Genomic DNA, 25,828 nt, shown 5'->3' with positions numbered 1-25,828 from the left:
GCACCGCCATGACAGACGCGCGGATCGCCAAGCTCCACGGCCGCAGAGTGTGGGACTCACGCGGTCGGCCGACCGTCGAGGTCGAGGTCCGGCTCGCGGACGGCGCGGTCGGTCGGGCCATCGCACCGGCGGGCGCCTCGACGGGCCAGGGCGAAGCGCTCGACCTGCGCGACGGCGGCAGCCGCTTCGGCGGACTCGACGTCCAGCGCGCGGTGGGCTCGGTGAACGACGAGATCGCGCCCGCCCTCGCCGGCCGTGACGCGGGTGACCAGGAGGCCGTCGACCGGCTGCTGGTGGACCTCGACGGAACCCCCGACCGCGGCCGTCTCGGCGGCAACGCGATCGTGGCCACCTCCATGGCCGTCCTGCACGCCGCCGCCGCTTCGGCGGGGGTGCCGCTGTGGAAGCACCTGGCGGGCGACAGCCCCGTACGTATCCCGCTGCCCGAGATCCAGATCTTCGGCGGCGGCGCCCACGCGGACCGCCGGGTCGACGTACAGGACTTCATGGTGATGTGCCCGGCGGCGGACAGTTTCTCCGAGGCCCTGGACTGGACCGCGGAGATCTACCGGGCGGCCGGAAGCCTGATGCGCGCGGCGGGGAAGGCCCAGGGCGTGGCGGACGAGGGCGGCTTCTGGCCGGCCTTCGACTCCAACGAGGAGGCGCTGGAGATGCTGACCCACGCCATCCGGGCCGCGGGCTTCGCCCCCTCGACCGAGGTGGGCATCTCACTGGACGTCGCGGCCTCGCAGTTCGGCAGCGGCGGGCGCTACACGCTGGCCCTGGACGACCGCACGCTCGACACCGCGGCGCTGATCGACATGCTGGGCGGCTGGATCGAGCGGTATCCGATCCTCTCCATCGAGGATCCCGTGGGCGAGGACGACCACGACGGCATGCTGGAGTTCACCCGGCGCTACGGCGACCGCTGCCAGGTGATCGGCGACGACTACCTGGTCACGAACGCCAAGCGCGTGGAGGCCGCGGCCACCGCCGGAGCGGCGAACGCCGTCCTCGTCAAGCCGAACCAGGCCGGTACGGTCACCGAGGCGTTCCAGGCACTGCGGGCCGGCAAGGAAGCCGGATTCGGCACGATCGTCTCGGCGCGTTCCGGCGAGACCGAGGACATCACCATCGCCCATCTGAGCGTCGGCTGGGACGCCGGCCAGCTGAAGGTGGGCTCGTTCACCCGCTCCGAGCGCATGGCCAAGTGGAACGAGGTTCTGCGCATCGAGGAGTCCCTCGGTGAATCCGCCGAATTCAGCGGCTGGTCCGCCTTCACCTTCGCCGGATCCCGGGCCTCCACGACCAAGCCGTAAAAAGGCCGTGGAAATATCACGTATTACAGTCAGCGAAATCCCGAAACCCAGAGACCCAGAATTCCAGAGCCGATCCGAGCACGGAGACCAGCATGCTGCCACCCGTCAATCTGCGCCCGAGTTTCAACATCACCCGCTCCAGCCACGTCCGGCTCACCGTGGCCGATCTGGCCGAGAGCCGGAACTTCTATGTGAACGTGCTGGGACTCGTCGTCAGCGACGAGGACGAGCGCACCTGCTATCTCCGCGGCCTGTCGGAGGCCTGTCACCACAGCCTCGTCCTGGAACTGGACGAAGAGGGCGCGGGCTCCTGCGGGAGGATCGGCTTCCGGGTCTTCTTCGACGAGGACCTCGACATCGCGTACGACTGGTTCCGTGAGCGGGGACTGCCCGCCGAGTGGGTCGACGCCCCGTACCAGGGCCGCACCCTGCACGTCAGCGACCCCATCGGCACGCCCCTCGAACTCTGTGCGCACATGGAGACCCGGCCGAGGCTGCACATCGACTTCCAGCTCCACAAGGGCGCGCACGCGCAGCGACTCGATCACTACCAGACCTTCGCGCCCGACACCTACGAGCTGTGCGCGTTCTACGGCGAACTGGGCTTCCGTAACTCCGAGTACCTGGCGCACGGCGACAAGCTGCTGGGCGCGTTCATGTACCGCAAGGGCACCTGCCTGGACCTGGCGATCGTCGAGAACACCGGGCCCGCCCTGCATCACTTCGCGTACACCGTCTCCGAGAGCCACGACATCTTCACCGCCTGCGACTTCGCGGGCATCCACGGGTACGGCGAGGGCGTGGAGCGTGGCCCGGGACGTCACGGTCCGGGCGGGATGCTCTTCGCCTACCTCCGTGACCCCGACGGGCACCGGGTGGAGGTCTTCAACAGCCATTACCAGACGATCGACACCGAGATCGAGCCGGTGCGCTGGGACGCGGGATCGCTGAGCACGAACGCCCGCTGGGGCCTGCCGGCGCTGGAGAAGTGGTACTTCGAGGCGTCGCCCTTCGCGGGGGTCAAGCGGATTCCGCCGGCCGAGCCGCCGAAGCCCATGTCGCTGGAGCGGTTCCTGCTCGAACAGTCCCAGTCCACCCGCTGATCTTTCCGTCCCCCGAGGAGACACCCATGGCACGCGTCCCCTATCTGCGCCGCGAGGACGCCGACGAGTCGCAGAAGCCCCTGTACGACCGGCTCGAAACCGAACGCAAGGTCCCGACGGCGAACATCTTCCTCGCCCTGACCAACGCGCCCACCCAGCTGGACGCCTTCCTGACCTACGCCAACTCGCTGCGGGCCGCCGACCTCAGTCCCAAGCTGCGGGAGCTGGCCATCCTGACCGTGGGGTACGCGACCCGCTCGGCGTACGAGGTCGCGCACCACCAGTCGCACGGACTCAAGGCCGGGCTCACCGAGGAACAGCTCGCGGCGGTGGCCGACTTCGAGTCGTCCGATCTGTTCGACGACACGGAGAAGGCGGTGATGCGTCTCGCCAAGGAGTCCACGCTCCAGGTCGACGTCGCGGAGAACACGTGGCGTGCCGCCGCCGACCACCTGACGGACAAGCAGATGGTCGAACTGTCGTTGTCCATCGCCTGGTACAACTCCGGCGTCCGCATCATGGGATTGCTCGGCATCGACCTTGAGGACAACTACCCCAACCCTTTTCCCCATTCGTAGGGAATTCTTGGTGTCTCCGCCCCCGGCCGCCCGGGACGGAGCAGTAACAAGGAGTATTTCAATGGCGAAAATGCTCGCTGCACGACTGCACACGCTCGGTGAGCCGATGTCGATCGACACGATCGACGTACCCACGCCGCGCCCGACCGACGTACTGGTACGGGTGAAGGCGTGCGGGATCGTGCCGAACATGGCCAACGTGATCAACAACTGGCCCACCTGGTTCCCGCATCAGCCGTTGCCGAAGTTCCCCGCCATCTTCGGCCTGGACGCCGCCGGCGTGGTCGAAGCGGTCGGTGAGGCCGTGCTGCACACCAAGCCGGGTGACCGGGTGTACGTCAACCCCCTGCGTTCCTGCGGGAGTTGCCAGGTCTGCCGGGGCGGTGAACTGAGCCGGTGCCGCTACTTCACGTTGAACGGCTACTTCAGCACCTCCCGTGACGGCCAGCGGATCTTCGACCTCTACCCCTACGGCGGCTTCGCGGAGTACATGACCGCCCCGCAGTACTCGATCGTCAACATCCCGGACACCATGACGTTCGAGCAGGCGGGCAAGCTCGGCTACATCGGCACCTCCTACGGCGCCCTCAAGAACGCCGCCGCCGGCCCCGGCCAGGTCGCGCTGATCGACGGGGTCACGGGAACCCTCGGTGTCGCGTCCACCGTGCTCGCGCTGGCCTCCGGTGCCGCCCGGGTCCTCGGGACCGGTCGCAACGAGGCACTCCTCAAGCGCGTCAAGGAACTGGACCCGGAGCGGGTCGAGGTCTTCCGGCTGGGTGACGGCTCCACCGGTGAGTGGGCGAAGTCCCGCACCGGCGGCGAGGGCGCGGACTACGTGATCAGCGCGCTGGGCGCCAAGGCTCCGGTGGAGACGATGCTCGACTCCATGCAGGGTGTCCGCAGGGGCGGCAAGGTGGTCAACGTCGGCGGCGTGGCCGACCGGCTGCCCGTGGACGTGAAGTGGCTCATGGACGAGCAGGTCCAGCTGATCGGCTCCAACTGGTTCAGCACCGCGCAGGGGCAGGAACTCGCCGACATGGTGGCCACGGGCACCCTGGACCTGTCCTACCTGCAGGCCAAGCCCTTCCCGCTGTCCCGGGTCAACGAGGCCATCTCGGGCCTGGAGGACCGCGACGGCGGATTCAGCAACTACGTCGTCATCCCCTGAACCACAGGCGTACCGTACTCACCCCGCGGCGGTCCTGTTCTGCCCTGACGCCGCCGCGTGGTGTCCGACCCACCGGCCGTACGCACGGCCGGTGGGTCGCCCCAGAACACGCCCAGCAGGACGGAGGAGCCGGTGGAACTGCGCTGGCTGGAATCGTTCGTCACCGTCGCGGAGGAACTGCACTTCGCGCGGGCGTCGGACCGTCTGCATCTCGCTCCCTCGGCACTCAGCGCCCAGATCAGGGCGCTCGAATCGCACCTGGGCGTCCGCCTGATCGACCGCGGACGACGCACCCGCCCGGCGCTGACCAGCGCCGGGCGGCTCTTCGTCGAGGAGGCACGGCTGACCCTCGCCCAGGCCGCGCGGGCCGAGGCCGTGGGCCGGCGTGCCGGTCGCGGGGAGCTGGGGCACGCCCAGATCGCGTACGTCGCCTCCGCCGCGTTCTCCGGGGTGCTGACCGACGTCCTCACCCGCTGCGCGGCCCCCGGCACGCAACTCACCCTGCAGGTGCGCGAGTTGGAGACACCGGCGCAGCTGGAGGCGTTGGCCTGCGGGGACATCGACGTCGGGTTCCTGCGCTGGAGGCCGGAGTACCCGCCCGAGGTCACGGCCACCTGTCTGCTCACCGAGGACGTCGTCCTGGCGCTGCCGGCCGACGCACCGCTGGCGGCGTACGAGGCGGTACCGGCGGCGAAGCTGCGCGACGAGCGGTTCGTCGCCCCGCACTTCGACGAGGAGTACGGCTGCCGGGACCAGATTCTGGAGGTGGCGGAGCGGGGCGGTTTCAGCCCGCGGTGCGCTCCCCCGGTGCGGGACTTCATCGCGGCTCTGACACTGGTGGGAGGGGGTCTCGCGGTGGCTCTGGTCCCCGACTCGCTGCGCCGCGTGCAGATCCCGGGAGTGGCCTACCGTCCGCTGGCGGACGTACCGCTGACCACCCGGCTGGTGGGTGCCTACCGCAGAGGCGAGACCTCGCCCGCCGTGCGCGGCGTGATCCGCCGCCTGCGGGAGGCGGCTGCCGCCACGGTCACCGCCGGCTGACGCCACGGAACCCCGGCGGGCGGCCGGCCCATGGCGAGTTTCGCGACCCGCGGCCCGTTCGGGCCTCGGGCGCGCCTCCACGGCCGTCGGGACCACCCCTGATCCGGTCGGCGTGGCGTCCGTGCCGCACCGTCGACCGACACCGGACCGACGCATCTTTGTACGCGGAAAACGCATCGTCCGAGCAGGTCAGAGGGGGTGTGACCGGCCTACGCTCAACACGGCACCACAGAGCGTGGCGGCGTCCGTCGACTGCCGCCGGACGGAGTAGGACAGGCGGAGGAACGCATGACATCGAGCATGACATCGATCAAACACGTGGGCGTCGTCGGCGCCGGACAGATGGGCCGGGGCATCACCGAGGTCTGCGCCCGGGCCGGCCTGCGCGTCACCTTGTGCGACGTGACCGAGGACAGGGCCCGTGCCGGTCTGGCCGGCGTGGCGGACTCCCTGCTCAAGGCGGAGAAGCGCCGCGCGATCACCTCGGAGGGCCGCGCCCATGCGCTGGCCGGGATCTCGGCCACCGGGGATCTCTCCCGCCTGTCCGGGGCCGACCTGGTGATCGAGGCGGCCGTGGAGGACGAGCGGGCCAAGACGGCTCTGTTCCGGCAGTTGGACGAGGTGGTCACCGATCCGGCCGCCGTGCTGGCCACCAACACCTCCTCGATCCCCATCGCCCGGCTCGCGGCGGCGACCGGACGGCCGGAGTCGGTGGTCGGCCTGCACTTCTTCAACCCTGTCCCCGTCATGCCGCTGGTCGAGATAATCCCCTCGCTGCATACCTCGAAGGCCACGGAACTGCGCGTGCGTGCCTTCGCCGACGAGACCCTGGGCAAGAAGACGATCGTCACGCAGGACCGCGCCGGCTTCGTGGTGAACTCCCTCCTGGTTCCCTACCTGTTGGCAGCGGTGCGGATGGTCAGCTCCGGCACGGCGACGGCCGAGGACATCGACACCGGCATGACCGCCGGTTGCGCCCACCCCATGGGCCCGCTGCGCCTCGCCGACCTCATCGGTCTCGACACCGTGGCGGCGATAGGCGAGGCGCTGTACGAGGAGTACCGCGAACCGCTGTACGCCCCTCCCCCGTTGCTGCGCCGCATGGTCGAGTCGGGCCTGCTGGGCCGTAAGTCGGGGCAGGGCTTCTTCGACTACCAGGCGGCCTGAGGGCCGGCAGGGGGTCGGTGGGCCGGCGGACCGGTGTCCGTCACCGACTCCCCCACCCGCGCGCGACACCAGGGAGGGGCGGCCGTCGGCCGCCCCTCCCTGGTGTTCGCCGGCGTCCGCTCGATCACCGGGCAGACGTGGTCCGGGGGTTCGGTACGGCCCCTCCGGCCGCCCGGCACCTCAACCGTCGGCGCGGCGGGCGGCCACCTCCCGGGTGAGCCGGGGAGCCACCGCGAACAGGTCGCCCACCACGCCGTAGTCGGCGAGGTCGAGGATGGGCGCCTCCGGGTCCTTGTTGACCGCGACGATCGTCCTGGAGGTCTGCATTCCGGCGAGGTGCTGGATGGCCCCGGAGATACCCAGGGCGATGTACAGCTGAGGGGAGACGGACTTGCCGGTCTGCCCGACCTGGAACTGGTGCGGGTAGTAGCCGGCGTCCACCGCGGCGCGCGAGGCGCCCACCGCGCCTGAGAAGGCGTCCGCCAGTTCCTCCACCACCTCGAAGCCGTCCGTTCCTCCGACACCGCGGCCGCCGGAGACGACGACGGCCGCCTCGGTGAGCCCGGGCCGGTCGCCCGCGGGTACGGCCCGCCGGTCGGTGATACGGGCGGAGCCGGCGGGGTCGACGGCCGGCGGCGCCAGTGTCCGCTCCACGGCACCGCCGGGATGCTCCTCCGGCTCGAAGGAGCCGGGGCGCACGGTGATCACCGGTGTCCCGTGGGTGACTTGGGAACGCACGGTGTACGAGCCCCCGAAGACGATCTGAGTGACCGCGCCGGAGGAGTCCAGGTCGACCGCGTCGATCAGCAGCCCGGCGTCCAGCCGTGCCGCGAGACGCGCGGCCGTCTCCCTGCCGTCGGTCGTCGCGGAGACCAGAACGGCGGCCGGAGAGGTCTCGCTCACCGCCAGCTCCAGAGCGTCCACGGCGGGCGTGACGAGGAAGTCGGCCGCTTCGGTGGATTCCGCCGCGTGGACGCTTGTGGCGCCGTATCGGGCGAGGGATTCCCTGAGGCGCGCCGCCGTGCCGGGGGTTCCCACGACGACGGCGGCCGGGTCGCCCAGCCGCCGTGCGGCGGCCAGGAGTTCATAAGTGGTTTTGTTGACACGTTCCCCGTCGTGGTCGACGAGTACGAGGACATCGGGCATGGGTCCTGTGTTCCTGTTCGGACGGGTCAGACGGGTCAGATGTCGGACGGGTCAGATGTCGGACGGGTCAGACGAGCTTCTGGGCGATCAGGTACGCGGCGAGCTGTCGGCCCGCCGAGCCGTCGTCCGTGATGCGGATTCCCGCTGAGCGCGCGGGACGCGGGACGGCCTCCAGCACACGGGTGCGCCTCACGAGGAACTCGGCGTCGTCGGCGCCGGGGAACAGGTCGTCGAGGTCGACCGTGTCCACCGGCTTCCTCTTCGCGGCCATGATCCCCTTGAACGAGGGGTAGCGCGGCTCGTTGATCTTCTCGGTGACGCTGACCAGCGCGGGCAGCGGGGCGTCCAGCGTCGCCTCGCCGTTCTCGGTCTCACGCTCGGCGCGCACCCGTCCGGCGTCCACATCGAGCTTCCGTACCTGGGTCACCTGCGGCAGTGCGAGCAGGTCCGCGACGACGGCCGGTACCGCGCTCGCCCGGCCGTCGGTGGTCGCGTCGCCGGCGAGTACCAGGTCGACGTTCTCCACGGTCCGCAGGGCGGCCGCCAGGACCTTCGCGGTGGTCAGTACGTCCGCGCCGCGCAGGCGGTCGTCGCAGATGTGGATGCCCCGGTCGGCGCCCATCGCCAGGACCTTGCGGATGGCTTCGAGCGCGGATTCGGGTCCCATGGAGACGACGACGATGTGGGCGTCCGCCGTCTCCTTCAGACTCAGGGCCTCTTCGGCGGCGCGCTCGTTGATCTCGTCCAGGACGAGGTCGGCGTCCTCGCGGTCGAGAAGGTGGTCGGACCGGGACAGGGTGCGTTCGGCACCCGTGTCCGGGACCTGCTTGACGAGTACGACGATGTTCACGGGCGTCTTCCTTCGGCGTTCGGTGATCCTGCCGGGCCGTCAGCGGCCGGTAGTCGGCGGTCGGCAGTCGGCCGTCAGCGGCCGGCAGTCGGCCGTCGGCCGTCGGCCGTCGGCGGCCAGCGGCCAGCGGCCAGCGGTCGGCAGTCGGCGGTCAGCGGTCAGCGGAACGCCGCCTGGCCGGTGAGCGCCTGCCCGACGACCAGGGTGTGCATCTCGCTGGTGCCTTCGTAGGTCAGGACGGACTCCAGGTTGTTGGCGTGGCGCAGCGGCGAGTACTCCAGGGAGATGCCGTTGGCCCCCAGGACGGTGCGGCACTCGCGGGCGATGGCGATCGCCTCGCGGACGTTGTTGAGCTTGCCGACGCTGATCTGTTCGGGCCGGATGCGGTGCTGGTCCTTGAGCCGGCCCAGGTGGAGGGCGAGCAGCGCGGCGTTGCCCACGGAGACGCTCATGTCGGCGAGCTTCTTCTGGGTGAGCTGGAAGGCGCTGATCGGCTTGTCGAACTGCACGCGGGAGTCGGCGTACTCGATGGCCGCCTGGATGGAGTCGCGGGCCGCGCCGACCGCGCCGAACAGGATGCCGAAGCGGGCCTCGTTGAGGCAGGACAGGGGTCCGCGCAGGCCCTCGGCGAGCGGCAGACGCGCCGAGTCGGGCAGCCGTACGTTGTCGAAGTACAGCTCCGAGGTGATCGAGGCGCGCAGCGACATCTTCTGCTTGATGTCCTGCGTGGTGAAACCGGGGGTCCCGCGGGGGACGAGGAAGCCCCGGATGCCGTCCTCGGTCTGCGCCCAGACGGTGGCGACATCGGCGATGCCGCCGTTGGTGATCCACATCTTGGAGCCGTTGAGGATCCAGTCTCCCCCACCGTCGCGGACGGCCCGGGTGCGCATCCCGGAGGGGTTGCTGCCGAAGTCGGGCTCGGTCAGGCCGAAACAGCCGATGGCCTCACCGGCGGCGAGCCGAGGCAGCCACTCCTGCTTCTGCTCCTCCGAACCCCACTTCCAGATGGAGAACATCGACAGCGAGCCCTGCACGGACACGAAACTGCGGAACCCGGAGTCCGCCGCCTCCAGTTCCAGGCAGGCGAGACCGTAGCTGACCGCGTTCGTCCCCGCGCAGCCGTAGCCTTCGAGATGCATACCCAGCACTCCCAACTTGCCGAGTTCTGGGGCGAGTTCGCGCGCGAAGTGGGCGTTCTCGAACCACTCGCCGATGTGCGGGCGCACCCGGTCGGCGAGGAACTTGGCCACGGTGGCCTGGATCTCGCGCTCCTCGCCGGTGAGGGTGGAGGAGATGTCGAGCAGGTCGAGGGGGTCCTTCATCGGCTTGGTGCCGCTCATCGTGAGCTCCTGGGGGTGGTGGGTGTTCGGGTGGTGGGTGTTCGGTTCGGTCGTGGTGCCTGCGCCTGGAACGGTCGGCCGACCGCTCAGTTCGACGCGGAGGGGTGGTCGTGGCCGGAAGGGCGGCGGTGCAGGATCTCCGCGGTGTGCTGGCCCAGGCGCGGTGGCGGCAGGCGGTACCGCGCGGGCGTACCGCTCAGCGCGATGGGGCTCGCGACCTGGCGGAAGGGCCTGCTCTCGACTCCGTCGACTCCGTCGGCGGGTGCGGCGGGGATGTCGACGATGCCCGGAAGGCCCAGCTTCCGGGCGAAGTCGAAGGCCTCGTCAAGGGTGTTGACCGGGCCGGCGGGCACCCCCGCGGCCAGCAGGACGGCCGACCAGTGGTCGGCGCCGACGGTGCCCAGCCGCCGCGTCAGGATGTCCCGCAGTTCGCCGCGGTGGGCGACCCGGTCGGCATTGGTGCGGAAGCGGTCGTCGAGAGCGAGACCGGGTTCCCCGACGAGGTCGGCGAGCGCGGCGAACTGCCGGTCGTTGCCCACCGCGATCGCGATCGGACGGTCGGCGGCCGGGAAGGTCTCGTACGGGGCGATGCTCGGGTGCGCGTTGCCCATACGGCCCGGGACCACACCGGCGACGGCGAACGCCGACGCCTGGTTGACCATGGCCGACAGCAGCGAACCGAGCAGGTTCACCTCCACGTGCTGCCCTTGCCCGGTGGCGTCCCGATGCCGGAGGGCCGCGAGGATACCGAGCGAGGCGTGCAGGCCGGTGATCACGTCGACCAGGGCCACGCCGGCCTTGACCGGCTCACCGGCCGCGTCCCCGGTCACGCTCATCAGACCGCCGACGGCCTGCACCAGAAGGTCGTATCCGGGGATCGCCGCACCCGCGCCGCTGCCGAAGCCGCTGATCGAGCAGTAGACCAACTCCGGTTGTAGGGCGCGGAGTTCGCGAGGGCCGAGCCCGAGCCGTTCCATCGTGCCGGGGCGGAAGTTCTCCACCAGCACGTCGGACTCGGCGACCAGGGCGCGGGCCTGTTCGCGACCGGCTTCGCTCGTGAGGTCCAGGGTCACGGACTTCTTGTTCCGATTGACGCTGAGGAAATAGGTCGAGGTGCCGTCGTGGTCCGCCGGCGGATGCCAGGCCCGGGTGTCGTCCCCGATGCCCGGCCGTTCGACCTTCACCACGTCCGCGCCGAGGTCGGCGAGCAGCATGGTGGCGTAGGGACCGGCGAGAACCCGGGAGAAGTCGGCGATCCGCAGACCCTCCAGCGCGCCGCGCCCCACTCCCTCGACCGCGCCGGCCTGTCCGTCCGGCGCGTTGTGCTGGGTGCCCACGCACCCTCCTCTCTGATCGTCCCGCTCACGCGGAGCGGCTGCGTTCGAGCCGTTTTCCGTCACCACCAGCGGTCCGAAGTCGGCGGGCGAGTGGGCTCGACGACGGGAAGTCCCTGCCCGAGGGGAGCGATGTCCCGTACGACGCTCACCCTCGACCCGACCGCGACCGGCGCCGCGTCGGTGGCCTGGCAGAGCAGGTTGAAGCCCTCGTTCATCGCGACGAACCACGTGTGGTGCGGGACCTGGCCGTGGCGGCGGACAACCACCCCGTCGCCCGCGCTGCGTTCCCGTCGAAAAGCCACGGACCCGCAGGCACGGCAGAAGGAGCGGCGGTAGGCCGGAGTGCCGCACCACAGGCAGCGCTGGAACAGCAGTTCGCCGCGGTCCGCCGGTGCGGTCGGCGCGGCGGGCACGGTCGCGGCGGGCACGGTCGTAGCGGGCGCAATCGTGGCGGGCACGGTCGCGGCGGGCACGGTTGCGGCGACGGCAGCCGTTTCGTGGTCGTCGCCGAGTTCGGTGTCTTCAAGGGTGTCTGTCCGGAGCATCGCGGCCTCCTGCACGCAGTTCGGTGACCGGAAACGGGAGATCGGAATCCGATCTGGCTCCCTCACCCTGGCCCTGCCGCGGACCGCCGGTCAACGACGAGCTGACGCATCTTTGTGCGCGGAACGCGTTCCGTTCACCGAGGTCAGAACCGCCTTCCGGCCACTACTCTCACCACGGGCCCCGAGAACCCGACGCACAGGAGGCCACGTCCACCGGGACGGACACAGACACCGAGGAACGGACGCAGACTCCGAGGAATCGACGACGAGTTCCCGGGGGCTCCCCCGAAGTGAGCGGCTCTCGACCCCTCCGCGACCTGAGCCCGGCCGGCATGCGGGCCAGGAGGCGGGGAACCCGGGCACGGGCGGGTGAAGCGGATCCCGTACGAGCTGTGTGGTTCGGCTCCTGGTCCTCGAATTTCATGACTGAGTGGCACCAGCGCTACCGCGCCCCCGGCGTGATGATCTACAGGGCGACCAGCATCAGGGCTCCCTCCAAGGGGCCTCGGAGTGGCCGAAAATCCAACGACCAATGCCCTGACCTGCGGTGATGGAGGGTCAGTGTGGGTGGTGGCTAGTCGTCGTGTTCGGGCTCTTCGTCGTCATCCGCATCGACAGCGCCGGGCAGTGGCGGCGGTCCACCGCGAGGTGGTGCTGCGCGGAGGCTTGGTGGAGTTCCACAAGCTTGGCGTCCGAGGTGGATTGACCCATGAAACTAGCATTGAAATGAACCTTTTTACGGGTCTTTGACTCTCGTAGATTCATTGATGTCAGCACGAAGTGCCTGGTGGGAAGCCGGGCCGAGCATCTGGGAGACGTTATGGACGCCGTTGTGAACCAGCCGGTTGGCCCTGTCCTGGTCCGGCCGGAGAGCGTTGAGGTCATTCAGGATGGTGCGCTGAGCCTGATCGGTCTGCTCGCCGACGCCGGAGAGACCGATGGCGCGCTCACTGCGAACAAGGCGACTTTCCGCAAGGGTTCGCCGGGGGCGCCTGCGCACTTCCACACCAAGGCCAGCGAGATGTTCTTCGTCCTGGACGGCACGATGCGGTTCCTGGTGAACGACGAGATCGTGACCTTGGGCAAGGGCGGGTTCCTGACCGTTCCGCCGACCGTGCCGCACGCGTTCGCGCCGGCCCCCGGCAGCGAGGCCGAGCTGCTGGTGGTCTTCACCCCCGGCCTGCACCGTTTCGACTACTACCGGCTGCTGGAGCGGGTGTACCGGGGTGAGGCCACGGTGCAGGAGATCCGCGACAGCTCACAGCAGTACGACAACCACTACTTCGACAGCCCCGTGTGGTCGGAGGCGCTCGCCGAGCGCTGACACCTGGCCGGGCCACGCCGCCCGTGGCCCGGCCAGGAAACCCCCTGAACTCCTCCGGAAAGCAGTCTCGCCATGCCCTCGACCATGCCCACAGCTCTGCGCCGCCGCCCGGGAGCGACCCTGGCGCTGCTTGCGTTCGCCCAACTGATCATCTCGATCGACTACAACATCGTGTACGTCGCCCTGCCGGAGATCGGTTCCGGTCTCGGCTTCTCCGCGCAGAACCTGCAGTGGGTGATCAGCGCCTACGCCGTCGCGTTCGGCGGCTTCCTGCTGCTCGGCGGGCGGGCCGGCGACCTGCTGGGACCACGGCGGATGTTCGCCGTCGGACTCGTCCTGTACGCGATCTCCTCGCTGCTCGGCGGTCTTGCCGAATCAGCCGCCATGCTGGTCACGGCCCGAGCCGTGCAGGGGGTCGGCGGCGCATTCCTGTTCCCCGCGACGCTCACCCTGGTCTCCACCAGCTTCGCCGAAGGACGTGAGCGCAACCGCGCGTTCGCGGTGTGGGGCACCGCGGGCGGCAGCGGGATGATCCTCGGTTCCCTGCTCGGTGGTGTGCTGACGGACGCGTTCGGCTGGGAGTCGGTGTTCTTCGTCAACGTGCCCCTCGCCGGTACCGCCGCCCTGCTCACCTTCGCGCTGATCGCACCGGACGCGCCACGCGCCGGCGGCCGCTCGCTGGACGTTGCAGGCACGCTGACCTCGACGATCGGTGTCACGGGCGTGGTGTTCGCGCTGGTGCAGGGGCCGGAGTCCGGATGGCTCTCGCCCGCCGTGCTGACCGCCGCGCTCGCCGGCGCCGTCCTGCTGACCGTGTTCGTCGCGATCGAACGGCGCAGCGCCGATCCGCTGATGCCGCTACGGCTGTTCGCCAACCGCGACCTGAGCGTGGGGACGGTCGTCACTTTTCTCTACATGGGCACCTTCGGCGCTCTGCTGTACTTCTTGACCGTGTACTTCCAGGGCGTGCACGGCTACGACGCGTTGACCACCGGGCTGGCGTTCCTGGTGCCGATGGCCGCGATCGCGGCCGGTTCGCAGACCGCCGGTCGGCTGGCCACCCGACACGGGACCCGGCCGGTGCTGGTCGCCGCGCTGGCGGCGGGCGGTGTCGGTGCCGCGATCCTCGGCGCGACCATGGCGACCGACGCCTCCTACATCGCGCTGATCCCCGGCCTGGTCGTGCTCGGTATCGGCCAGGGCGCCGGCTACACCCTAATGTTCGGCGCCGCCACCGCCGGGGCCGCCGCCCGGGACCAGGGCATCGCCTCGGGCATCGCATCGACCAGCCAGCAGGTCGGCGGCGCGGTCGGCCTCGCGCTCCTGGTGGCCGTCGCCAACGCCGGCCTGGACGGGATCAGCGGCCAGGCACTGCGCACCGCGACCAACGACGGGCTGCGCACCGCGGTGTTCATCGCCGCCGCGGGCATCGCGATCACCGCCCTGGCCGCCCTCGGTCTGCGCAAGACCAAGGCCCAGCAGATCACCCAGCCCGAGCCGCAGGCCGAGTCGAAGGCCGACGACCGCCCGCTCGCGCACCTCTGATCAAACCCGACACCGATTCGCCGAAAGCGGTGCCCCCTTCCCAGGGCGGCACCGCTTTCGGGGTTCAGGCGTCAGGTGGCAGAGCTTGGCACAGCGCGTCAAGCGCCGGTCGATAGCGGTGTTCGGGGGGTGTGGCATAGCCGACAACCAGACCGTCATGGTGGGGGTCGGGGCTGTCGGGGTGGCCGAACGTCGCCAAGCCGTCGAGGGCCAGGCCCATCCATGTCGCCGCTTTGACGGTGGACGCCTCGGTGCCCGGCGGCAGCCGGAGGACCGCGTGCAGTCCGGCCGCGATGCCGGTGACCGCGATGTGCGGGGCGTGCTCGGCCAGCGTCGTGACGAGCAGGTTACGGCGGGCGCGATAGCGCTGCCGCATGCGGCGGATGTGCTTGTCGTACTGGCCGGAGGCGATGAACTCCGCGAGCGCGAGCTGGTCGGTGACCCCCGTCCACGCCTCTCGCAGCCCCTTGGCCGCGAGCATGGCCTCGACCAGATGCGGCGGCAGGACCATCCAGCCGAGCCGGATCGCCGGGGACAGGCTCTTGCTGACCGAGCCGATGTAGACGACATGGTCGGGATCAAGCCCTTGAACCGCGCCTACGGGTTCACGGTCGTAGCGGAACTCGCCGTCGTAGTCGTCCTCCAGCACCACGCCGCCACGACCGCGCGCCCAGTCGACGGCCGCGGCACGCCGCGTCGAATGCAGCGGACCACCGGTCGGGAACTGGTGAGCTGGAGTGAGCAGGACGGTCCGCGCTCCACGCCGAGGCTGCAGACCGGGGTGCGATGCCAACTGATCGGTCCGCACACCCTGGCCGTCCATGCCCAGCGGGACCGTGCTGACTCCGGCGTCGGCCAAGATGCCGCGGTGGAAAGGCAGGCTGTACGGCTCGACCGCAAGCGGCCCGGACAGCACCCCGCCGCCGAACAGCAGCCGCAGCGCGTGAGCGAACCCGGCACAGACCACGATCTGGTCCGGTGAAGTCGACACACCGCGCGCCCGAGCCAGGTACTCGGCCAGTACACGGCGCAGTTCGGGACGTCCCTGGGGATCGGGTGGAGCGAACGCGTCGTATGGTGCTGCCGTCACCGCCCGGCGGACGGCCGCGGCCCACGCGGCGCGAGGGAAGGACGTCGCGTCCGGCTGCCCCTGCTGGAGGTTGTGGGCCACGACCTTGCGGCCGGGCGCCTTCTTCGGAACACGCTGCGGCTTGGCCTCCACCCGCTTGGCGACCCGGGTACCGGAACCCTGACGAGCGGTCAGCCAGCCCTCGGCGACCAGTTCGGCGTAGGCGTCCGCGACCGTGTTGCGAGCGACCCCCAGGTCCGCCGCGAGCGACCGGTAGGGCGGCAGCAACCTCCCCGCCGTGAGCCTCCCGCTGCGCACCGCCTCCCGCAGCGCCTCCGCCACCGCAGCCCGACGAGGCCCCGTCAGAGACAGCTCAAGGTGCAGGTCAGAGCCCGCCTCCTGGGCAGAATTGACCCGTGACTCCGCCATCCGAACGCACCCCTCAATCAGTCTTTCAGGTGCCTAGGCTAATCAACATGAACAACACAGACGTTAACGCCGGCCTCTCCCGCATCAACTTCGCCGCATCCGCGCCGCGCGCGTTCAAAGCCCCTAATCAGCTTCGACGCCGTGTCCCGCGGGCCTCGACCCAGCCTTGATCGAACTGGTCCAGATCCGCGCGTCCCGACTCAACGGCTGCGCGTACTGCCTCCACATGCACACCACCGACGCGCGCAAGGCCGGCGAAAACGAAGAACGCCTCCACATGGTCCAGGAGTGGCACGACGCAACCCACTTCTTCACCCCATCCGAACAAGCCGCCCTGGCCCTGACCGAAGCCATCACCCAGATCACCGACGGCGTCCCCGACGACGTCTTCAACCGCGCCACCGAACACTTCGAGGACACCGAACTGGCCCAGCTCATCTCCGTGATCCTGACGATCAACACCTGGAACCGCATCGCCATCACCACAACCAAGATCGCCGGCACCGACGAACGACACTGAACGCCTCAGCAGCCGCGCCACCACCCCTGGCCAGGCGCGGATCACGAGCCCTGCTGCCTACTTCTCGCGGCTGTCCGCGGACGCAGGAAGCAGGAAGCAGGAACGACCGCCCCTCCGGAGACGTCGAGGACGACGAAGACCCACTCACCACCGTGGAGCGCGAACTCGCCGAAGAGATCGGCCGCAGCGGCCCGCTCCCCCTGGACCCTGGGTGCGTGCGCCATCGAAGCCTCTCCCGAACCACGCGACCGCCGTGCCATGAGGGACGGGGCGCCAGGAGGCGTGCGACCTGGCTGCTGGTGTCACCGGCCTGCCATGACGTCCTGCCCCTGCCCCGCCGGCAGCGGTTCCCTATGGATTCGGCCGGGGTTCAGGTCCCACGCCTCGACGGTGAAGCCGCCGGGGCCGGGGCCCATGCTGCGGGCCTGGAGCCGCCATGGCCCGTCGCCGACCGGATAGAACCTGAGGGTGAGGACCTGCCCGGTGGCGAGATGGATCTCGGCGATCGAACGGTCCACGACGACACGGAGTTGGACAGCTGCGCCGGGCCCCTTCGCGCCAGGGCAGGGAAGGCTGTACGTGCCTGCTCGCGCCCGTACGTCGAGTGAGGCGTGCCCCCGGTCGACGGTGAGCCGGCCGGTGGCGGCGTCGAAGGTGATGTCCAGGTATTCGGCCCCGTCCGCGGAGGTGACCAGACGCAGGCCGGTCGCGCCGTGCGGGTCGGCGGTCAGGGTGGCGGTGAGGTCGAAACTGCGGCTGACCTCCCCCAGTTCGACCGGTCCGGATCCCGTGGCGTTTCCGCTGCGGTGCACAGCACGTTCGCCGCGCAGGGCGAGCAGTTCGCGGGCCGGGCGCTGGCCCACCGTTCCGTCGTCCGCCAGGGTCAGTTCGCGCGGGAGGGTGAGAGTGCCGGCCCAACCCGCTTCGTGTGCCCAGGAGTCGTCGCGGGCCTCCCACGCCCAGCCCCACAACAGCCACCGGCCTTCTTCAGGGGCTCTGAGCAGGGCGGGGGCATAGAAGTCCGGTCCGTGGTCCAGTCGTACGGGCGGCTCGGTCGCCGTGAAACGGCCGTCCTCCTCGCGGCCGACATGGACCGTCGTATGACTGGGCCCGCCCTGCGGCGTCCAGTCGCTGACGATCAGGACGCCCCGGCCGTCGCCGAAGGTCGCGTACTGGGGGCACTCCCAGCCGACCGGGTCTTCGCCGGCCGGCGCACCGCTGGAGTGGAAGGGGCCGCGGTACCGCCAGTCCTCCAGGTCGTGGGACTCGTAGAGCAGTGCCGCGCCCCGGCCGTCGGCGAGCGCCGAGCCGACCAGCATCCGCCAGCGGCCGTCCTGCCGCCAGACGTAGGGGTCCCGGTACATGGTCGTGCCGGCGGGCGGCCGCGGGATGAGCAACTCCGGCCGCTTGACCCAGGTGTGGCCGCCGTCGCACGACTCGGCGGTGGTCACCGGCTGCCACCAGCGGTCGGTGCGGTGGGCGGAGTAGAAGGCCACCAGCCGGCCGTCGACCGGGATCGCGCTGCCGGAGAAGCAGCCGTCCGCGTCGTCGCCGCCGGGGGTGGGAGCGAGAGCGGCCGGGAGCTGTTCCCAGGTGATCAGGTCCGGGCTGCGGAAGTGGCCCCAGTGCACGTTCGCGTGGAGCGGGGCGTACGGGTTGTGCTGGAAGAACACGTGGTAGTGACCGTCGTGGAAGACCAACCCGTTGGGGTCGTTGATCCAGTTGCGGGGCGGTCGCAGGTGGACGGCGGGCAGGTGGGGGTCGACGGGCGGCGTGGGCACACGGGGCCTTTCGAAGGGTGCGCGAGGCACAGCGGTGGTGCGGGTAGAGCAGACGGAGGGAGGTCAGCCCTTGACTCCGCTGGAGGCGATGCTGTTGACGAAGGCCCGCTGGAAGGCCACGAACAGCGTCAGCACCGGCACGGTGATCATCGACGAGTAGGCCATGACCTCGCCCCAGGAGGGGTCGAGCTGGAAGAAGTACTGGACGCCGACCATGACCGGACGCAGTTCCTCGCTCTGGACGACCATCAGCGGCCACAGGTAGGCGTTCCACATCGGCAGGAAGGCCAGGATGGCGACCGTGGCGACCGCCGGGCCGGACAGCGGCATGACGATGCGCCGGTAGATGCCGAACCAGCTCGCCCCGTCGATGACCGCCGCCTCGTCGAGTTCCTTGGGGATGCTCTGGAAGTACTGGTGGAACAGGAAGATGAACATGGCATTGGCGACGAAGGGCAGGATCTGCACCTGGTAGGTGTCCAGCCAGCCTTCGGTCACGGTGAGGCCGCCGTCGTTCCACTGCAGCCAGGGCAGTTTGTTGACCCACCAGACCATCGGCAGGGCGAAGGTCTCGAACGGCACGATCAGTGTCGCGATCACCGCGGTGAGCACGACCTTCTTGCCGCGCCAGCGCATCCGGGACAGCGCGAACGCCGCGAGGCTGTTGATGAAGACGCTCAGTGCCACGGTGATGACCGAGATCCCGATGGAGTTGAGCAGGAACCGGACGGCGGGCACCCGGTCGAAGACCCCGGCGTAGTTGTCCAGGGACAGCCGGCCGACCGGCAGGAACGCCCTGATGCCGTCCAGGTCGCCGAAGATCTGCTCGTCGGGCTTGAACGACGACACCAGCATGAAGACGATCGGGAACGCGAAGAACAGTGCGAGCACGATCCGTGCCGTCTGCAGGCCGATGCGGCGCGGCGACGGCCTGCGACGGCGGCCCGGGCGGGCGGGAGCGGGGGATACGGAGGTCATGTCAGTCCTTCTCCCGGGTGAGGAAGCGCTGCACGAGGGAGACCGCGAGCACCAGGACGAAGAAGACGAGGGAGATCGCGGACGCGTAGCCGGTCTGTTGCTGGCTGTACCCGGTCTGCACGGCCTGGTGGACGACCGTGCTGGTGGCGTCCAGGGGTCCGCCTTGCGTCATCACGCTGACCTGGGTGAACAGGGCGAACGCGTTGATGGTGATGGTGATGAGCACGAAGGTGCGGGTGGCGCTGAGGCCGGGCCAGGTCACATGCCGAAAGCGCACCCAGCGGGTGGCCCCGTCCATGTCGGCGGCCTCGTACAGGTCCTGCGGGATGGTCTGGAGTCCGGCCAGCCAGATGACCATGTGGAAGCCGACGCCCTGCCAGACCGACATGAGGATGATGGCGGGCATGGCCGTGGAGGGGTCGGTCAGCCAGTCCGGTCCCCGCACCTGCCCGAAGGTGAGGTGGTTGATGATCTCGTTGATCAGCCCGGTCTTCTGGTACAGCAGCGTCCACAGGATGGAGACCACGACCATCGAGGTGACGACCGGGAGGAAGTAGACGGTGCGGAAGAAGTTGACGCCCTTGACCTTGGCGTTGACGAGCAGGGCGAGCACCAGCGCGAGGCCGCCCTGCAGCGGCACGACGACGGCGGCGAAGGAGAAGGTGTTCCGCAGCGACTTGTAGAACAGCGGGTCGTCCAGCAGGGTGCGGAAGTTGCGCAGGCCCGTGAACTCGGCCGGGGTCGGGGACACCAGGCGGGCGTTGGTGAACGCCAGCGCGAAGGCCAGCACCACGGGGATGACGATGAACGTCACCAGCAGGAAGACGGCGGGGCTCACCATGCCGAGTGCGGCAAGGCTCTCCCCGCGGCGTGCGCGCCCTCGCCTCGCACGTCGGGTCGGTGGGGCGTCGGCGGCGGTACCGGTACCGGGCCGAGAGGACATGGGGGTCATGGTGGTGGCCATGGGACATCCAGGCAGGTAGGTGTCCCGGCGAAGGCGGAGCGGATGAGTCCCCTCCGCCGTCCGCCGGGACGGGTGGACGGCGGTCAGCTGCCGGTGGAGTAGTTGTTGGTCGACAGGTTGTTGTCGATCTGGCTGACCGCTTGGTCGAGGGCGCCCTTGACGTCGGCGCCGGCCATGATGTCCCGAGCCGTCTTGGCGAACACCGTGGAGATGTAGGGATAGGCCGGGGTGACCGGCCGGACCACCGCGAACTCCCGCGCCGCCTTGAGGAAGATGTCGAACCGGCCGCCCGTCTCGTAGCCCTTCACCTGTTGCGCCGCCGCGTCGGTGGCGGCGATGGTGCCGGTGGCCTCGGCGAAGTCCACGAAGTACTTCGTCTGCCGGGAGAAGTTCAGGTAGGCCTGCGCGCCTTCCTTGTTGGAGCAGGTCGAGCTCATGCCCCATTGCCAGGAGGCTCCGCCGATCTTCGGACCGTCACCGAAGTCGACCGGCGGCAGGATCGCCAGGTCGTCACCGAACTTGTCGACGTGGGCCTGGGCGGACCAGCTGCCGTCCCACTGGATGGCGGTCCTGCCGTTACGGAAGTCGTCGGCGGGGCTCTTGCTCGACTTCTGCGGCGCGTAGCCCTTCGTGACCATCGAGCGGAACCATTTCCCCCACTCGACGGCCTTCTCGCCGTTCAGCGCGCCCTTGGCGGTCTTGTAGTCCGAGCGATCGATCAGGTCGCCGCCGAAGCTCTGCAGTATCGGGGAGTAGGCGTACGGCCACCACTCGCCGGGGTCGCTCGTGCCGAAGTCCACCGTGTTCTTGAACGTGTCGCCCGCCTTGATCTTCGCCAGCCCGTCCATGAACTCGGTCCTGGTCCACGGCTCGTCGAAGGTGGGGATACGGATGCCGTACTCCTTCAGCACCGACTTGCGGGAGTACAGGGTCAGCGCGACGTCGTAGAACCCGAACGCGTAGGTCTTGTCCTGGTACATGGCGACCGTGCCGGGCAGCTGGTCCTTCACGGCTACCTCGCCCTGGGACAGGTCCAGCGGCGCGAGGTACCCGCCCCAGGCCCAGTTCGGGACGTTGGGCCCGTCGACGTCGAGGAGGCACGGCAGCTTCCTGGCGGAGGCCGCGGCCACCACGGAGTCGTTGTAGGAGCCCTGCGGGAACGCCTGGATCTTGACCTTGTACTTGCCCTGGCTCGCGTTGAAGTCCTTGACGATCTGCTTGACGACGCCGTACTCGGCGGCGTTTCCGGCGTTGTGCGTCCACAGGGTCAGGGTGTCGCCGTCGGCGCCCGACGAGCCGGTGCTCCCACCGCCTGCGCAGCCTGCGACGAGGACCGCCGCGGTCAGGGCGGCTAGACTCGACACGGCGAGGCGCCTTGTTCTCGATTCCATGGGGTTCCTCCACATTTCACTGGGCACGGTCCTGCAAGACCGTGCCGGCGGCCGGTTACGCGGCCGCCTGTATCGGTGGTGCTTCGCCGTTCCGAGGTCAGAGTCGGGACGGCGAAGCGACCGATGCCCGCGCCACCAGCGGGCAGGGCAGCTTTTCCTGAGCCTCCGGACGAGCCTTCCGGCCCGGAGCGCCCGCGAGCGCGAGCAGCTGAACGACGGCTCGCGCCCCCATCTCGTAGTGCGGCAGGGCCACGGTGGTCAGCCCCGGGAACATCCCGTCACAGATCAGTTCCTGGTTGTCGAACCCGATGACCGACAGGTCCGCCGGGATCGACAGCCCCAGTTCGGCGGCGGCGTGGTAGACGCCCATCGCCATCCGGTCGGCGAAGCAGAACAGCGCGGTGGGTCGTTCCGTCCCCTGAAGCAGCCTGATCGCCGCGCGGTACGCACCGGCGGCGGAGGCGGTCTCGGCCACCACCAGCCGGGGATCGAAATCGACTCCGGCTTCCGCGAGCGCCTTGCGGTAGCCCGCCAGGCGCCCGTGGGTGGCCGGGATGTCGTCGACGTTGTTGAGGAAGCCGATACGGCGGTGACCGTGACGGAGCAGTTCCCGCACGGCGGTGTAGCCGCCCTGGACCTCGTCCGGCACCACCGACGGCACGGCCGGGTCGTCCGAGCGTGCGTCCAGCAGAACCGTGGGGACCGAGCGCAGCTGCTCCGGCACCTGGACGACCCGGTGGTACATCGACGCGTACAGCACCCCGTCGACCTGGCGCTGGAGCAGCAGCTCGATCTCCTTGCGCTCCAGCTCCGGGTCGCCGCCGGTGTTCAGCATGAGCAGCAGCAGGTCGTGCTTGGCGGCCTCCTCCTGCGCTCCGAGGATGATCCGGCCCGCGTGGGGGGTGGTGGCGATCCGGTCACTGACGAAGCCGATGGTGCTCGACCGCTTCAACCGCAGGCCACGGGCCAGTCCGTTGGGCGCGTACCCCAGCTGCTCGGCCGTCTCCAGGACGCGCTGCCGGGTCTCGGCGTTGATCCGCTTGCCCTCGACCTCGTTGAGGATGTGGGAGACGGTCGTGACCGAGACTCCGGCGGCTGCCGCCACGTCCTTGATCCCGATCCGCCTGCCCATGTGGTGCCCAATCGTTTTGGCAAGTGAGTGTGGGATGAGACTGCGCCCGGGTGGGGGCCCTTGTCAACGGCTCATTACGGTTTCGTGGCCAGCGGATCAAGGAACGTCAGCACGGAGGCGTCCTCCTCGATCAGCGGGGTGAGAGCGGCGTTGAAAGGGCCGCCGTACGGGGCGTTCAGGTGCGCCTGGAAGGCGTCCTCGCCCCGGTAGACCTCGAAGATCCAGAACGCGCGCGGCTCGGCCGCCTTGGTGTAGACGTCGAAGACGAGGTTGCCCTCCTCCTCGCGCACCTTCAGGGCGTAGTCCCCGATCAGACGGGCGACCTCGGCCTCCGTTCCCTCGCGGGCGGTGAACTCGGCGAGCAGGGTTTTCTTCACGGTCTCGTGTCCTTGTCTGTCGTGGGCGGAGCGTCGGGTACGGGCGTCACTCGTGGGCGGAGTCGAGGTGCCAGACGACGGCCTTGTCCAGCTTGACCGATCCGTTCTCGGCGAAGATCTCCACTCCCTGGCTGGCGGGGTCGGGGAAGATCTGGTCGGTGATCACGGTCTCGCCGCTGCCGCCGAAGACCTCGACGGAGGACCAGTCCACGAGGATCCGCAGCTTGACCTTGCCGTTCCTGGCCTTGAGCGGGGCGGCCTGGACGCCGGGGAAGGTGCTGTTGAAGTCGACGGCGCCGGAGCGGGTGCGGTCGACGTACAGCTCCTGCGTCGTGGTGTCGTAGCCGATGACGGTCTCCTCGCCGTCGGCGCCGGTACGCACCTTCAGGCCGAACCGGTCGGCGTCCTCGAGGGAGAACGTGGCCTCGATGTCGAGCGCCTTGCCCTGGGCCGCGCGGCCGATCAGGGTCTTCGAGGTGCTCTTGACGGTGACACCGGACGCCGTCGCCGGGCGCTGCCGGAGGGACTCCAGGCCGTTCACCGGCTTGCCGGTCAGCCGGATCCGGCCGTTGATCGTGCGCAGTGCCATTTCCCGGGGAACGCTCTGTGCGCCGCGCCAGGGGGAGGTGGGGATGGCGCCGCTGTAGTCCCAGTTGTTCATCCAGCCGATCATGTACCGCTTGCCGCCCGGCGCGTTCTCCCAGGACACGGCCGCGTAGTAGTCCTTGCCGTAGTCGGCCCAGTCGGCGCGCTGGACGACGGACTTGGCGGCGGTGTCCGCGGTGGTGAACCGGTCGGCGAGGACGTGGCCCCAGCCGGCGGTGTTCATGTCGACGATCTGGATCCGCGCCTGCTTGCCGGCGTAGGGGCGCAGGTCGAAGGAGGCCCAGTCCAGGGTCTCGCTGTTGGCACCGGTGGCACTGCGCACGACCTGGCCGTCGACGATCAGGTTGACGGACGTCTCCTGGGAAACGGGCCGGGCCTGAGTGTCGGAGAGCATGATGTGGTCGACGTTGAGGTGGCCCCAGCCGCCGCTGTTGTCGTCGACGATCTTGATCTGTGCCTTCTTGCCGGCGAGGTCCTTGACGTCCCAGGAGGCCCAGTTGAGTGCCTCGCCGTCCTGACCGGTGGTACTGCGGACCACCTCGCCGTCGACGAGGAGTTCGACGGCCGTCGGGTTGGCGGAACCGGCGGGGTGGTTGCCACCGCCGACGAGGAAGTTGACGTAGTCCTTGTCGATGGTGAACTCGGGCGAGGTGAGGGCGCCGGTGGTGGAGTCGCCGTTCAGGTAGCTGTTGACCAGGCCGCTTCCCAGGAAGCCGGAGACCTCCTGCTGATCGGGGAGGGTGCCGGTGGCCGGTGCGGTGCCGAAGGCGTCCCCGGTCGCCGTCCAGTCGCCGTAGGTGCCGCCTTCGAAGTCGGCGAGGAGCGTTCCCTCGGGGGGCGGGCCCTGCTCCATGACGGTTCCGGCCACGTGCGGGTGGCGACCGCCGCCGACCTTGAAGTTCAGGTACGCGCTGTCGACGGTGAAGGAGGGCGAGGTCAGGGTGCCGGTGGCGCCGTCACCCGAGTGGAAGCTGTTGGCGAGGCCCTGGCCGTCGAAGCCGGCGACGGTCCCCTGCCCGGCCACCGCACCGGCCGCGGGCCCGGTGCCGAACGCGGTGCCCGTGGCGGTCCACGAGCCGAAGTCGGTGCCCTCGAAGTCCTGTACCACCGTGCCGGTCGGCGGGGTGTAGGTGCCCTTGTCGTCGGCGGTGAACTTCTCGCCGTCGAAGTCGCCGACGAAGTACTGGGCGGCCGAACCTCCGGCGATACCACCGGGGTTGATGTTGACGACCAGGACCCACTTGATGTTGTTCTCGTCGCCGTCGACCGCGAGGGGGAACAGGTCGGGGCACTCCCACACGCCGCCGGTCGCGCCGGCCGGCCCGAACTCGCTGAGCAGGTCCCAGTCCTTGAGGTTCTTCGACGAGTAGAACCGCACCTTGTGCTCGGTGGACAGCGACACCGTCATCAGCCAGCTCTTGGTGGGCGCGTACCACTGGACCTTGGGGTCGCGGAATTCCTTGGAGCCGATGTCGATCACGGGATTGTCCTGGTACTTGGTCCAGGTGCGGCCGCGGTCGGTGCTGTAGGCGAGCGACTGGGCCTGTATGCCCGTGTCCTTGGCCAAGCTGGTGTAGACCGCCACCATGGGCGGGTTCTTCTTCGTGCCGAAGCCGGTGCTGTTGTCCCGGTCGACGACCGCGCTGCCGGAGAAGACCATCTCCTCGTCGTCGTGCGACAGGGCGAGCGGCAACTCCTCCCAGTGCACGAGGTCCTTGCTCACCGCGTGGCCCCAGGACATGTCGCCCCAGGAGTCGCCGTTGGGGTTGTACTGGTAGAAGAGGTGGTACTCGCCCTTGAAGTACACGAGCCCGTTGGGGTCGTTCATCCAGTTCTTCTCCGGAGTGAAGTGGAACTGGGGGCGATACGTCTCGGAGTAGGTCGGGGTGTCGGCGGCTACGGCCTGCGGGCTGAGCGGTGTCGCGGACAGGGCGCAGACCGTCGCCACCGCCGCCAGCAACCGGATGCGGGCATGCCGGGATACAGGTCCAGATCTCATGAGGTCTCCTGTGCTGCGGCCGTCCGCGCGGCGGTGCCTGCTGCCCCGGCGCGGACGGACCGGAAAGGGACGCCCTCGTCGGCGACGTCGTCCACGTGGCCGACCGAGGGGTGTCATCG

Annotated in this window: 23 protein-coding genes and 1 pseudogene; 9 read left to right on the top strand and 15 right to left on the bottom strand. The window is 69.6% G+C overall.

Annotated features, from left to right (window positions below; translation table 11 throughout):
• Positions 1 to 8: 8 nt before the first annotated feature.
• The 6 genes from eno to OG202_RS38650 all read left to right on the top strand — a co-directional run bounded on the left by eno (position 9) and on the right by OG202_RS38650 (position 6,376).
• Positions 9 to 1,319, top strand: a complete 1,311-nt coding sequence (gene eno, locus OG202_RS38675) for a phosphopyruvate hydratase (RefSeq protein ID WP_327727184.1) — start codon at positions 9 to 11, stop codon at positions 1,317 to 1,319.
• Between the two features lie 92 nt (positions 1,320 to 1,411).
• Complete coding sequence (locus OG202_RS38670; RefSeq protein WP_326575277.1) at positions 1,412 to 2,422, top strand: VOC family protein; 1,011 nt, start codon at positions 1,412 to 1,414, stop codon at positions 2,420 to 2,422.
• A 26-nt stretch (positions 2,423 to 2,448) separates the two neighbouring features.
• Positions 2,449 to 3,000, top strand: coding sequence for a carboxymuconolactone decarboxylase family protein (locus OG202_RS38665; RefSeq protein ID WP_326575279.1), 552 nt, complete (start codon positions 2,449 to 2,451; stop codon positions 2,998 to 3,000).
• A 61-nt stretch (positions 3,001 to 3,061) separates the two neighbouring features.
• Complete coding sequence (locus OG202_RS38660) at positions 3,062 to 4,168, top strand: alcohol dehydrogenase catalytic domain-containing protein (protein WP_327750211.1); 1,107 nt, start codon at positions 3,062 to 3,064, stop codon at positions 4,166 to 4,168.
• Between the two features lie 60 nt (positions 4,169 to 4,228).
• Complete coding sequence (locus OG202_RS38655; RefSeq protein ID WP_326575283.1) at positions 4,229 to 5,209, top strand: LysR substrate-binding domain-containing protein; 981 nt, start codon at positions 4,229 to 4,231, stop codon at positions 5,207 to 5,209.
• 300 nt (positions 5,210 to 5,509) lie between these two features.
• Positions 5,510 to 6,376, top strand: a complete 867-nt coding sequence (locus tag OG202_RS38650; protein ID WP_326575285.1) for a 3-hydroxybutyryl-CoA dehydrogenase — start codon at positions 5,510 to 5,512, stop codon at positions 6,374 to 6,376.
• Positions 6,377 to 6,556: 180 nt separating this feature from the next.
• Here OG202_RS38650 and OG202_RS38645 read toward each other — a convergent pair whose 3' ends face one another.
• The 6 genes from OG202_RS38645 to OG202_RS38620 all read right to left on the bottom strand — a co-directional run bounded on the left by OG202_RS38645 (position 6,557) and on the right by OG202_RS38620 (position 12,305).
• Positions 6,557 to 7,522, bottom strand: coding sequence for an electron transfer flavoprotein subunit alpha/FixB family protein (locus tag OG202_RS38645; RefSeq protein ID WP_327727185.1), 966 nt, complete (start codon positions 7,520 to 7,522; stop codon positions 6,557 to 6,559).
• Positions 7,523 to 7,589: 67 nt separating this feature from the next.
• On the bottom strand, positions 7,590 to 8,372 hold the full coding sequence (locus tag OG202_RS38640; RefSeq protein WP_327727186.1) for an electron transfer flavoprotein subunit beta/FixA family protein: 783 nt from the start codon (positions 8,370 to 8,372) through the stop codon (positions 7,590 to 7,592).
• Between the two features lie 158 nt (positions 8,373 to 8,530).
• The gene (locus OG202_RS38635) at positions 8,531 to 9,712 is read right to left on the bottom strand and encodes an acyl-CoA dehydrogenase family protein (RefSeq protein ID WP_327727187.1); all 1,182 of its coding nucleotides are present in this window, start codon (positions 9,710 to 9,712) and stop codon (positions 8,531 to 8,533) included.
• Positions 9,713 to 9,798: 86 nt separating this feature from the next.
• Complete coding sequence (locus tag OG202_RS38630) at positions 9,799 to 11,049, bottom strand: CaiB/BaiF CoA transferase family protein (RefSeq protein ID WP_327727188.1); 1,251 nt, start codon at positions 11,047 to 11,049, stop codon at positions 9,799 to 9,801.
• 59 nt (positions 11,050 to 11,108) lie between these two features.
• The gene (locus OG202_RS38625; protein WP_327727189.1) at positions 11,109 to 11,594 is read right to left on the bottom strand and encodes a Zn-ribbon domain-containing OB-fold protein; all 486 of its coding nucleotides are present in this window, start codon (positions 11,592 to 11,594) and stop codon (positions 11,109 to 11,111) included.
• Positions 11,595 to 12,152: 558 nt separating this feature from the next.
• The gene (locus OG202_RS38620) at positions 12,153 to 12,305 is read right to left on the bottom strand and encodes a hypothetical protein (RefSeq protein ID WP_327727190.1); all 153 of its coding nucleotides are present in this window, start codon (positions 12,303 to 12,305) and stop codon (positions 12,153 to 12,155) included.
• 109 nt (positions 12,306 to 12,414) lie between these two features.
• Here OG202_RS38620 and OG202_RS38615 point away from each other — a divergent pair, with 109 nt between their 5' ends.
• Both OG202_RS38615 and OG202_RS38610 read left to right on the top strand, forming a co-directional pair.
• Positions 12,415 to 12,918, top strand: coding sequence for a cupin domain-containing protein (locus OG202_RS38615; protein ID WP_326575295.1), 504 nt, complete (start codon positions 12,415 to 12,417; stop codon positions 12,916 to 12,918).
• Between the two features lie 72 nt (positions 12,919 to 12,990).
• On the top strand, positions 12,991 to 14,463 hold the full coding sequence (locus tag OG202_RS38610; protein WP_328224284.1) for an MFS transporter: 1,473 nt from the start codon (positions 12,991 to 12,993) through the stop codon (positions 14,461 to 14,463).
• A gap of 64 nt (positions 14,464 to 14,527) precedes the next feature.
• Here the strand turns inward: OG202_RS38610 and pdxR are convergent, their stop codons facing one another.
• Positions 14,528 to 15,961: a MocR-like pyridoxine biosynthesis transcription factor PdxR gene (gene pdxR / locus OG202_RS38605; protein ID WP_326575299.1), complete on the bottom strand. Its 1,434-nt coding sequence runs from the start codon at positions 15,959 to 15,961 to the stop codon at positions 14,528 to 14,530.
• 47 nt (positions 15,962 to 16,008) lie between these two features.
• On the opposite strand from pdxR, the pseudogene OG202_RS38600 reads away from it, so the two are divergent.
• Positions 16,009 to 16,481 (top strand): annotated as a pseudogene (locus OG202_RS38600) (carboxymuconolactone decarboxylase family protein).
• A 41-nt stretch (positions 16,482 to 16,522) separates the two neighbouring features.
• Here the strand turns inward: OG202_RS38600 and OG202_RS38595 are convergent.
• The 8 genes from OG202_RS38595 to OG202_RS38560 form a co-directional block, all read right to left on the bottom strand.
• Positions 16,523 to 16,705, bottom strand: coding sequence for a hypothetical protein (locus OG202_RS38595; protein WP_327727193.1), 183 nt, complete (start codon positions 16,703 to 16,705; stop codon positions 16,523 to 16,525).
• 78 nt (positions 16,706 to 16,783) lie between these two features.
• Positions 16,784 to 18,262: a glycoside hydrolase family 32 protein gene (locus tag OG202_RS38590; protein WP_328224283.1), complete on the bottom strand. Its 1,479-nt coding sequence runs from the start codon at positions 18,260 to 18,262 to the stop codon at positions 16,784 to 16,786.
• Between the two features lie 63 nt (positions 18,263 to 18,325).
• Complete coding sequence (locus OG202_RS38585; RefSeq protein WP_327727195.1) at positions 18,326 to 19,240, bottom strand: carbohydrate ABC transporter permease; 915 nt, start codon at positions 19,238 to 19,240, stop codon at positions 18,326 to 18,328.
• Position 19,241: 1 nt separating this feature from the next.
• Positions 19,242 to 20,081: a carbohydrate ABC transporter permease gene (locus OG202_RS38580; protein ID WP_327727196.1), complete on the bottom strand. Its 840-nt coding sequence runs from the start codon at positions 20,079 to 20,081 to the stop codon at positions 19,242 to 19,244.
• A gap of 206 nt (positions 20,082 to 20,287) precedes the next feature.
• Complete coding sequence (locus OG202_RS38575; protein WP_327727197.1) at positions 20,288 to 21,568, bottom strand: extracellular solute-binding protein; 1,281 nt, start codon at positions 21,566 to 21,568, stop codon at positions 20,288 to 20,290.
• A 124-nt stretch (positions 21,569 to 21,692) separates the two neighbouring features.
• Positions 21,693 to 22,727: a LacI family DNA-binding transcriptional regulator gene (locus OG202_RS38570; RefSeq protein WP_327727198.1), complete on the bottom strand. Its 1,035-nt coding sequence runs from the start codon at positions 22,725 to 22,727 to the stop codon at positions 21,693 to 21,695.
• A gap of 74 nt (positions 22,728 to 22,801) precedes the next feature.
• A complete protein-coding gene (locus OG202_RS38565; protein ID WP_327727199.1) occupies positions 22,802 to 23,104 on the bottom strand; it encodes a putative quinol monooxygenase in 303 nt (100 codons plus the stop codon).
• A 46-nt stretch (positions 23,105 to 23,150) separates the two neighbouring features.
• Positions 23,151 to 25,709: a GH32 C-terminal domain-containing protein gene (locus OG202_RS38560; RefSeq protein WP_328224282.1), complete on the bottom strand. Its 2,559-nt coding sequence runs from the start codon at positions 25,707 to 25,709 to the stop codon at positions 23,151 to 23,153.
• Positions 25,710 to 25,828 lie beyond the last annotated feature (119 nt).

Origin of the sequence: Streptomyces sp. NBC_00310, from assembly GCF_036208085.1 — a bacterium.
In the GTDB taxonomy this organism is placed as follows: domain Bacteria; phylum Actinomycetota; class Actinomycetes; order Streptomycetales; family Streptomycetaceae; genus Streptomyces.
This window is presented reverse-complemented; position numbering and strand designations above follow the sequence as displayed.